Source organism: Kitasatospora sp. NPDC001095 (genome assembly GCF_053598615.1).
In genome coordinates this window covers 215,165-224,703 of sequence record NZ_JBSFKQ010000008.1, presented here as the reverse complement: position 1 = coordinate 224,703, position 9,539 = coordinate 215,165, and the positions used below count along the sequence as shown (strand labels likewise).

Genomic DNA, 9,539 nt, shown 5'->3' with positions numbered 1-9,539 from the left:
CTCAGCGTCGCCTTGCAGCCCGCCGGGATGGTCACCGTCTGCGACAGCGAGTCCGAGTGGGTGGAGCCGTAGCCGTTCAGCCACGCCTTCCAGGAGCCGCTGTGGGCCGCCTGGGAGGTGCTGCTGTCGATCACGCCGCTGGACGCCGTCCACGGGGTGGCCGTACCGGTCTCGAAGCCCGTGTTGCCCAGCAGCTGCGCCGGGGTGCAGCCACCGCCACCGGTCGAGACGGTCCAGGTGAAGCTGGTGCTGCCGGTCTTGCCGGCCGAGTCCTTCGCGGTGACGGTCACGTTGTAGGTGCCCGCGGTGGAGGCGGTACCGGTGATCGCGCCGGAGGAGGAGATCGACAGGCCGGTGGGCAGGCCGGTCGCGGTGTAGGTCAGCGGGGCGGTGCCGCCGGTGGCGCTGATCTGGAGGTTGACCGCGCCGCCCACGGCGGTGGACTGGTTGCCCGGGTTGGTGACGGTCACGCCGCCGGAGGGCGCCGTGCCGACGTTGACGCCCGCCCAGGCGGTGCTGACCGCGGTCAGCTCTGCGCTGCCGGCACCGTACAGGTCGGTGGCCGCCTTCTCCGTCGCGGTGCGCGCCGCGGCGTAGTTGGTGCTGGAGGTCATGTAGGTGGTCAGGGCGCGGTACCAGACGGCCGCCGCCTTGTCCCGGCCGATGCCGGTGACCGTGATGTTGCCCTGGGTCGGCGAGTCGTAGCTGACGCCGTTGATGACCTTCGCGCCGCTGCCCTCGGACAGCAGGTAGAAGAAGTGGTTGGCGACGCCGGACGAGTAGTGGACGTCCTTGTTGCCGACGGTGGAGGACCAGTAGTCGGCCGAGGCGCCGTCCTTGGACGGCTTGTCCATGTAGCGCAGCGGGGTGCCGTTCCCGTTGATGTTGATCAACTCACCGATCAGGTAGTCGGGGTTGTCGGTCGGGATGTTGGCGGAGAACTCGACCATGGTGCCGAAGATGTCCGAGGTGGCCTCGTTGAGGCCGCCGGACTCACCGGAGTAGGTCAGGTTGGCGGTGGCCGCGGTGACGCCGTGGCTCATCTCGTGGCCCGCGACGTCCAGTTCGGTGAGCGGAGCGGTGTTGTTGCTGCCGTCGCCGTACGTCATGCAGAAGCAGGAGTCGTCCCAGAACGCGTTCACGTAGTTGTTGCCGTAGTGGACGCGGCTGTAGGCGCCGACACCGTCGTTGCGGATGCCGTTGCGGCCGAAGGTGTTCTTGTAGTAGTCCCAGGTGGCCGCGACGCCGAAGTGGGCGTCGACCGCGGCGGACTCGCCGTTGTTGACGGTGCCGTCGCCCCAGGTGTCGGTGGACTTGCTGTACAGCGTGCCGGTGCCAGAGGTCCCGTGGTTCAGGTTGGTGGTGTACATCCCGCCGCGGGCGGCGTCCTTCATCTGGTACGTCGAACCCGACTGGGTGGTACCGATGGTGACGTTGCCGACGAAGACGCCCTTGCCGGAGCCGGTCTCGATGCCGTCCCACTGCTGGATGACCTGGCCGCTGGTGGCGTCGGTGACGACGTGCATCTTGCTCGGGGTGCCGTCGGACTTGGTGGAGGAGACGACGGTCTCCCAGGCCAGCCGGGGGCTGTTGTCGGCGGCCCAGACCACCAGGCGCGGCGCGGTGTCGACCGCGGTGCCCGACTCGGCGGCGAGCGCGGCGCTCTGCGCGGCCGGCGCGGCCAGCTTCGGCGTGGTGCTGACACCGCTCAGCGAGGCGGTGCTGGCCCGGTCCACGCTCTTGGTCGCACCGGTGGGCGCCTGGTGCACCACCAGGTCCCCACCCAGGACGGGCAGTCCGTTGAGGGTGCGCTCGTACCGCAGGTGGCGAGTGCCGTCCGCGTCCTGGATGACGTCCTTGGTGACCAGCTTCTCCTCGCCGCTCAGGCCCAGGCTCTGGGCGAGGGTGGCGGTCTGCTGGTTCGCGACGGAGATCAGCTGGGCGCGGCCGGCCTGCTGGGCCGCGACGGCGGCCGGCGCGTCCGGGGTGGCCGCCTGAGCGATCACCGGGAACCCGGTGACCAGCAGCGCGGTGGAGGCGGCCATGACAACCGCCGCCTTCCGGGCGTGAGCGTAACGGGACATGCGGACTCCTTTTCCGACCGGCGCTGGGTCGCGCACGGTGGAGAGAAAACCTGGGCCGCGGTTGCGGCGCAGTGGGGGCCCCCGCCGGGTGCGACGGGAGTGCGGGATGCGGTGCTCACAACTCGTTGCAGGGTCGGGACGCGCTGCACCTGAACTGGAACGGCTGCACCGGGGGGTGGGGCCCCCTCGTCTACAGCCGGGGGAATCGTGGCAGCAAACGAGCCGTTAATGACAGATGCATGCCACGGATTGGCCGATTCATTACCGAAACCGTATGCAGGCCGGTTCGTCAGTTGTGTTACCCCGCGACGAACTCGTGAACACGGTTTTCATGCCCCGAACAAAGTTCGATCACTGCCGGATGTCGGTGACCAGCACTCAGGTCCGCTTCCCCCGGCGGCGGGTGGCCGACAGCGCCCGGCAGACCCGGCACGTCACAGTTCCGGCCGTGCCATCGACGGTTTCCGGCCAGAGTGCGCCCGGAACGGAACCGGCCCTCCCCCACACGCAGCCGGGCCCCGCACCACCAGAACGGTGGTACGGGGCCCGGGAGTTGCAGAGGTATACGAACCGGTGTCGGACGAACCCGCACCGGGCGCACCCTCACCGGACGGACCGGTGTCGGACCGACCGGTGTCGGACCGTCAGCGCTGGACGAACACCGCCACGGTGCGGCCCGGCACGGTGAAGGTCCCGGTCGCGGCGTCGAAGCCGGACCGCTGCACCACCCGGTCCGCCCCGCCCGCCTGGACGGGGTGCAGCGCCTGACCGGTGCCCCGCAGCGCCGGCACGGTCTGCGCCTGCGCCGCGGGCGTGGCGTTGAAGACCACCGTGATGCCCTTCTCCGCCCCCGGCAGCCCGGTGCCGTCCAGGTGCAGGGTGATCACCCCGGGCGTCTCACCCGCGGTGCCGGAGAGCGGGTAGGAGAGCCGCTGCTGGACGGCGGCCAGGGTCGGCAGCGAGAACAGCGGCGAGGACTGCTTGATCCGCAGGAACTCCTGGTACTGCGCGGAGGTCGCCCGGATGTCGGCCGCGCCGACGGTCAGCTCCGGGTCGGCCAGCAGGGATCGGGCCGCCGCCCACTGCTCCTGGTTGTCCTTCGCCATCGGCAGGCCGCGGCCCCAGCCGTTGCCGTCGGCGGGGTCCCAGTGGATCGCGTTGAACCAGTCCCCCGAGTCGTAGGAGTTGGAGTCGAGCGACTTGGAGCGCAGCAGGTCGCTGCCGGCCTGGGCGAAGCCCGCGCCCTGGGTGAGCGCGGTCAGCGAGAGCCCGAGCGCCTGCATCCGGGCCCGGTCGGCGGGCGCGGTGCCGGTCGGCAGCTTGTACGCGAGCGCGTCGAAGAGATCGGTGTTGTCGTGGGCGTCCACGTACTCCACCGCCTCGCCGGGCTTGGCCGCGTACCCGGTCGGGGCACCGTTGTAGTCGACCTGGGCACCGGTGACGGGCTTGCCCGAGCTGTCGGTGAAGGAGTAGCCGGCCAGGTTGCCGGTCAGCCCGACCTTCAGCTGGTCCATCTGGTGCAGCAGCCGGGCCTTCTGCTCCTCCGGGGTGCCGTTCGCGGCCGAGCCGTTCGGGTCGGTGTACAGGCCCGAGGCGAAGCCCTGCTGCGGGGCGGAGTTCAGCATGAAGTTGCCGCCGCGGGCGGCGTCCCGGATCCGGTCGTCGAAGGTGGCGATGCCGGTGCCGGCCATGTTGACCTGGGTGGCCTGCACGAACCGGGCGTCGTTGGCGACCACGCCGAAGTTCCAGCCCTCGCCGTATAGCAGGACGTTCCGGCCGTCCACGCCGTCCGAGTCCGGCGTCATCTTCCGCAGCGCGGCCTGCACGTCCAGCATGGTGGACTTCGGGTCCAGGCCCATCAGGTCGAAGCGGAAGCCGTCCACCTTGTACTCGCGGGCCCACAGCGTCACCGAGTCGACCACCAGCCGGTTCATCATGGCGTGCTCGGGCGCGGTGTCGGAGCAGCAGCTGTCCGTCGTCACCTTGCCGTTGGCGTCCAGCCGCTGGTAGTAGCCGGGCACCACCCGGTCCAGCACCGAGTGCTCGGCCTGGCCGCTGGCGGCGGTGTGGTTGTAGACCACGTCGAGCACCACCCGCAGCCCGGCCGCGTGCATCGCCTGCACCATCTGCCGGAACTGCACCGTCCGGGCCACCCCGTTGGGGTCAGTGGCGTAGGAGCCCTCGGGCACGTTGTAGTGCAGCGGGTCGTAGCCCCAGTTGTACGCGTCGTCGGCGGCCACGGCCGCCACGCACTCCTGCTGCTTCGGGCCGTCCGCCGCAAGGGACTTGAGGTCGCAGGCGGGCAGCTTCTGGTCCGCCCGGTTCTCCCGGACGGTGGCGATGTCGAAGGTCGGCAGCAGGTGCACCGTGGTCACCCCGGCCTTGGCGAGCTCCCGGAGGTGCCGCATCCCGGCCGAGTCCGACTCGGTGAACGCCAGGTAGGTGCCGCGCTCGGCGGCCGGGACGGTGGAGTCCTCGACCGAGAAGTCCCGGACGTGCAGTTCCTGGATCTGCTGCTGCGCGGGCGGGACGGCCTGCGGGCGGGCGTGGTCGTCCCAGCCCTTCGGCTTGAGCTCCCTGGCGTCGAGGTCAGCGACCAGGCTGCGCTTCGAGTCGGTGGACAGCGCCACCGAGTACGGGTCGGTGACGGTGTTGACGACGACCTGCTGCACCGAGGGCGCCCAGACCTTCACCTGGTACAGGTAGTACTTGCCGTCCAACTCGCGCTTGTCACGGACGACTTCCCACACCCCGGTCTCGTCGTCCAGCTTCAGCGGCAGCGTCTTCGGGGTGCCCCCGGTGGCGCTGTCGTAGACCTGGACGGAGACCTCCTGCGCGGTCGGCGCCCACAGCGACAGCGCCACCTTGCCGTTGTAGTGGGCCGGCCCGAAGTCGACCTTGCCGGTCTTCCCGGCGTACAGGTCGTCCAGCACGCCCGGGATCTGCACGCCGGTGGCGGCCGACACCGCGCCGCTGGGCAGGTGTTCGGTGAACAGCAGCTGGGCGCGCAGCGCGGCCGGGACGCGGGCGGTGTCCCTCGGGTCCACGGTGAAGGCCCGGTAGCCCGCCAGGTGCGGGTACTTCGCCTTCTGCGCGTCGGTCAGCCCGCCCTTGACCGGGGTGAGCCGCAGCCACTTGCCGGGCTTGGTCAGCGCGCCCCGGTCGGCCCGGATGCCGCCCTCGGGGTCGTACACCAGCTGGGCGCTGGTGCCGCCGGCCAGGGCGTCGTCGCCCGAGCCGTAGTTCGCCGGGACGACGACGGTCCGCGCGTCGATCCACTGGGCCTTGGCGGCGGCGAGGTCGACCTGCGAGGAGGCGGCCGGGTTCTGCGGCAGCAGGTAGCCCTCGCGGCCGCCCAGGATCCAGACCTCCTTGCCGTTGACGGCGAAGTCCAGCGACTGGTCGGCGGGCAGGTCCTTGTCGTTGCCCTTGTGCAGGATGTAGCTGAGGCTGGTCGCCCCGGGGGCCAGCGGCACCTCGAAGACGGCGCCGAAGGCGTCGCGGCGCGCCGGCGCCAGCGGCTTGCCCCAGTCGGTGGGGGCGGCGGCGCCGGTCCAGTCGTGCAGGCCCCAGCCGTCGTAGTCGCCGTCGGCCCGGTTGTAGTGGATGACGGCGGTGTTCGCGGGCTGGCTGTTCGGCGGCCCGGGGTCGGCGGTGCGCACGGCCGGGTCGCCCTGCCGGAGCCACACCTCGCCGGTGCTGCCGACGTCGAGGTGCCGGTCGGCGTCGACGTCCTTGACGCCGTCCTTCTCCACGATGAACCCGACGTCCGAGGCGCCGGGCTTCAGCCGCACGTACGCGAAGGCGCCGTACGCGTCCCGCCCGGTGAAGGCGTGCCCGGCCGGCCACTGGGTGGACTCGCCGTCGGCGAGGTCGCCCCAGGCGTAGAGGTTCCAGCCGTCGTAGTCGCCGTCCGGCCGGTTGTAGTGGACGACGGCGTACGGGCGGGAGCCGGCGGTGGGCACCGGCTTGGGCGCGGGGGCGCCGGTGGTGAAGCTCGCGGTGGCGGAGCGCAGGTGGCCGCTGGAGTCCTGCACGACGGCCTTGTAGCGCACCACCGTGCCGGGGGCGACGGCGCCGAGGTCCTGGGTCACCGCGTACTTTCCGGTGTCGGCGGTGCCCAGGGTCTGCCAGGGCCCGTTGCCGATCTGCGCGGCGAAGCTGACCCGGTTGAAGCCCTTGTCCGTCGTGGCGCCGACGGTGACCAGCCCGGTCGAGCCGTCGGCCGGCGGCTGCACCGAGAGCTGCGGCGCCGAACCGACGGCCGCGAGCTTCCCGCCCGCCTTGAACACCACGGAGGAGAGCGCCGGCACGGTGACCGTCACCTTGCGGTCGGCGCCGCTGGTGATCCGTTCCCCCGCGGACGGGTGGATCCGGTCGAAGCCCATCCCCGCGGAGAAGATGTCCAGGGTGACGGTCTTCGCCTCGGTGGCGTTGTTGACCGCCACCAGGTACTCGACCTGCTGCCCGGCGTCGATCCGGGAGAAGGCGTACACGCCCGCGCCGTCGGCGGCGTACCGCTCGATCTGGGCGCCGTCGGCCAGCGCCGGGTTGTCCCGGCGCAGCTTGGCCAGCCCGGCGACGCCCTGGTAGAGCTCGCCGCCCTGCCCGTACCGGTCGGCCGGGCCGGCGGGGCCGCCGAGCACCCGGTCGGCGTTGTAGGAGTCGGTGCGCGAGGCGAACATGTCCTGCCGGGCGTCCTTGTCGCCGCCCGCGCCGGTGAAGCCCTGCTCGTCGCCGTAGTAGACGACGGGCTGGCCGCGGGTGAGGAACTGCAGCTCGTTGGCGAGCCGGTCCTTCTTCAGCAGGGTCGCCTCGTCGGCACCCGGGTTGTCGGCGAGCAGGAAGGAGCCGAAGCGGCCCATGTCGTGGTTGCCGAGGAAGGTCGGCAGCTCGTACGCGTCGGTGTCGGCGCTGGTGTAGCGGTAGTCCTGGGCGTAGACGTCGGCGAGGTTGCGCGCCGAGCCGCCCTGCGAGACGTAGGAGCGGGCCGCGCCCTGGAACGGGAAGTCCAGGGTGGCCTGGAGCCTGCCCTTGGTGACGTACGGCGAGGTGACCGCCGGGTCCCCGGAGTAGACCTCGCCGAACATGAAGAACTTCTTGTTGCCCTGCTTGGCGGCGAAGTCCTTGAGCGCGGGGGCCCACTGCTGCCAGAACGCCATGTTGACGTGCTTGACGGTGTCGATCCGGAAGCCGTCCACGCCGGCGTCCTTGACCCACTGCTGGTAGACCTTCTCGAAGCCCTTCACCACCTTGGGGTTCTGGGTGTCGAGGTCGTCCAGGCCGCTGAAGTCGCCCTCGGTGGCGGACTCGCCGACGAAGGTGGAGTCGCCCCGGTTGTGGTAGAGCGCCGGGTCGTTGAGCCAGGACGGGGTCTTGGCCGTGGCGTCGGCCGGGGTGCGGAAGACCGGGGTGTAGGGGAAGGAGTCCCCGGTGGTCTTCGGCCAGGGCGAGCCGGCATCGGCGACGGCGGTCTCGTCCACCGGGTTCCCGTCCGCGTCGAGCGTCGGGTAGGCGCCGGCGGAACGGTAGCCGTACTGCTTCTCGGCGTAGTCGATGACGTCGGCGGTGTGGTTGGTGATGACGTCGAAGAAGACCTTGATGCCGCGGGCGTGCGCCTTGGCGATCAGCTCCTTGAGCTGCTCGTTGGTGCCGAAGTGCGGGTCGACCTGGGTGAAGTCGGTGATCCAGTAGCCGTGGTACCCGGCCGAGGCGTCGGCCCCGCTGCCCTGCACCGGCTTGTTCTTGAAGATCGGGGCCATCCAGATCGCGGTGGTGCCGAGGTTCTGGATGTAGTCGAGCCGCTGGATCAGCCCGGCCAGGTCGCCGCCGTGGTAGAAGCCCTTGTCGGCGGGGTCGAAGCCGTTCTCCAGTCGCCCTCCGGTGATGCCGCCGGTGTCGTTGGCGGCGTCGCCGTTGGCGAAGCGGTCGGGCAGGACGAAGTAGAACTGCTCGCGGCTGAGGTCGTGCCGCCCGGCGGTGGCCGCCAGCGCGGCGTCCGAGGGCGGGGCCGGCGGGGCGGCGGCGAGGGCCGCGGGGGCACTGCCGAGGGTGGCGGCGGTCAGTGCGGCGGCCAGCAGGACGGCCGTGCGGCCGGGCGGTCTGCGACGGCCGGTGGTTCGTCGGGCAGTGCTCCGTCGGGGGCGGAGCGGGGCATCGGCCACTGAGGGCTCCCTTAGGGGAAGGGTCGATCGATTTCCCAGGAAGCTAGCGGCCTGCAATATGTTTCAGCAAGATGCAGAAACCGTTTCGTAGCGGGAAGTTCCAGGTGGGTGACCGTCTCCGACCACCCCGGTTACTCCCCTGGAGCGACGAGCGTGACAATGGGACGTATGTCCGTCCCACCGGTATGCACCCAACCCCCGAACACCCCCTACCCCGGTGGGAGCCGGCCCGTAGCCCTCAAGGGGGACAGCCGGTGAAGAATCCACTTCCAGAGGATGAGCAGACGGCTACGAGCGGTCTGGCAGACTTGCCGTCCATGGGGGAACCGACCGAGATCCAGCGAGGCGGCGCCGGGCGCGCCGACGCGGCGAGCGGTGGCGGTTCCGAAGCAGCGAAGGCCGTCCCCGGCCGCCTGCCCGACGGAGCCACCCGTGCCGCCCAGTCCCGTCCCGCAGCCCTGCGCGCGCACATCAGCGCCCAGCGCCGCTCACCGGCCAGGCCGCGGATCTGGTTCGAGCTGGCGCTGATCGGGATCAGCTACTGGATCTACTCGATCGTGCGCAACGCGGTTCCCGAACAGGAAGCGATAGCCCAGAAGCACGCCAGCTGGATCTGGGACCTGGAGCACCACCTGGGCATCGCCGTCGAGCACTCGATCAACCACGCCGTGGACAGCGTCGGGTGGCTCATCACCGGGATGAACTACTACTACGCGACGCTGCACTTCGTGATCACGATCGGCGTGCTGGTCTGGCTCTACCGCAGCCACCCCGGGCGCTACGTCGCGGCCCGCTCGGTGCTGTTCGTCACCACCGGCATCGCCCTGGTCGGCTTCTACTTCTTCCCGCTGGCCCCGCCCCGGCTGATGACCGACGGCGGCTTCATCGACACCGTGAAGGTCCACGGCACCTGGGGCTCGATGGCCTCCGGGCCCGCCGCACACGTCTCCAACCAGTACGCGGCGATGCCCTCCATGCACATCGGCTGGTCGATGTGGTGCGGTCTGGCGATCTTCTTCCTGGCCCGCCGGACGTGGGTCAGGGTGCTCGGCCTGCTCTACCCGGCCGCCACCCTGGTGGTCATCGTCTCCACCGCCAACCACTTCTGGATGGACGCCGTCGGCGGCGTACTCTGCCTGGCGGTGGGCTTCCTCGCCGCCCGCTGGATGTACCACGAGTGGGTGTACCGACTGCCCAAGGTGCCCGCCCGGGAGGCGGTGGCCGAGCAGCCGATCACCGTCCCCGAGCAGTGGAGCGAGCCCGCGGTCAGCAGCGCCCGCCGCTAGGCCCG

Annotated in this window: 3 protein-coding genes; 1 reads left to right on the top strand and 2 read right to left on the bottom strand. The window is 70.9% G+C overall.

Going from position 1 to position 9,539, the window contains the following annotated elements; all coding sequences use genetic code 11:
- Together ACWDBB_RS10895 and pulA are read right to left on the bottom strand one after the other, a co-directional pair.
- Positions 1-2,084 (bottom strand): M4 family metallopeptidase (locus tag ACWDBB_RS10895; RefSeq protein ID WP_449789259.1); only part of this gene is annotated, 2,084 nt, incomplete at its 3' end.
- A gap of 644 nt (positions 2,085-2,728) precedes the next feature.
- Positions 2,729-8,248 (bottom strand): pullulanase-type alpha-1,6-glucosidase, encoded by a 5,520-nt coding sequence (pulA, locus tag ACWDBB_RS10890; protein ID WP_449789258.1) that lies wholly within the window; start codon positions 8,246-8,248, stop codon positions 2,729-2,731.
- Between the two features lie 317 nt (positions 8,249-8,565).
- On the opposite strand from pulA, the gene ACWDBB_RS10885 reads away from it, so the two are divergent.
- Positions 8,566-9,534, top strand: coding sequence for a phosphatase PAP2 family protein (locus ACWDBB_RS10885; protein ID WP_449789257.1), 969 nt, complete (start codon positions 8,566-8,568; stop codon positions 9,532-9,534).
- Positions 9,535-9,539: the final 5 nt, after the last annotated feature.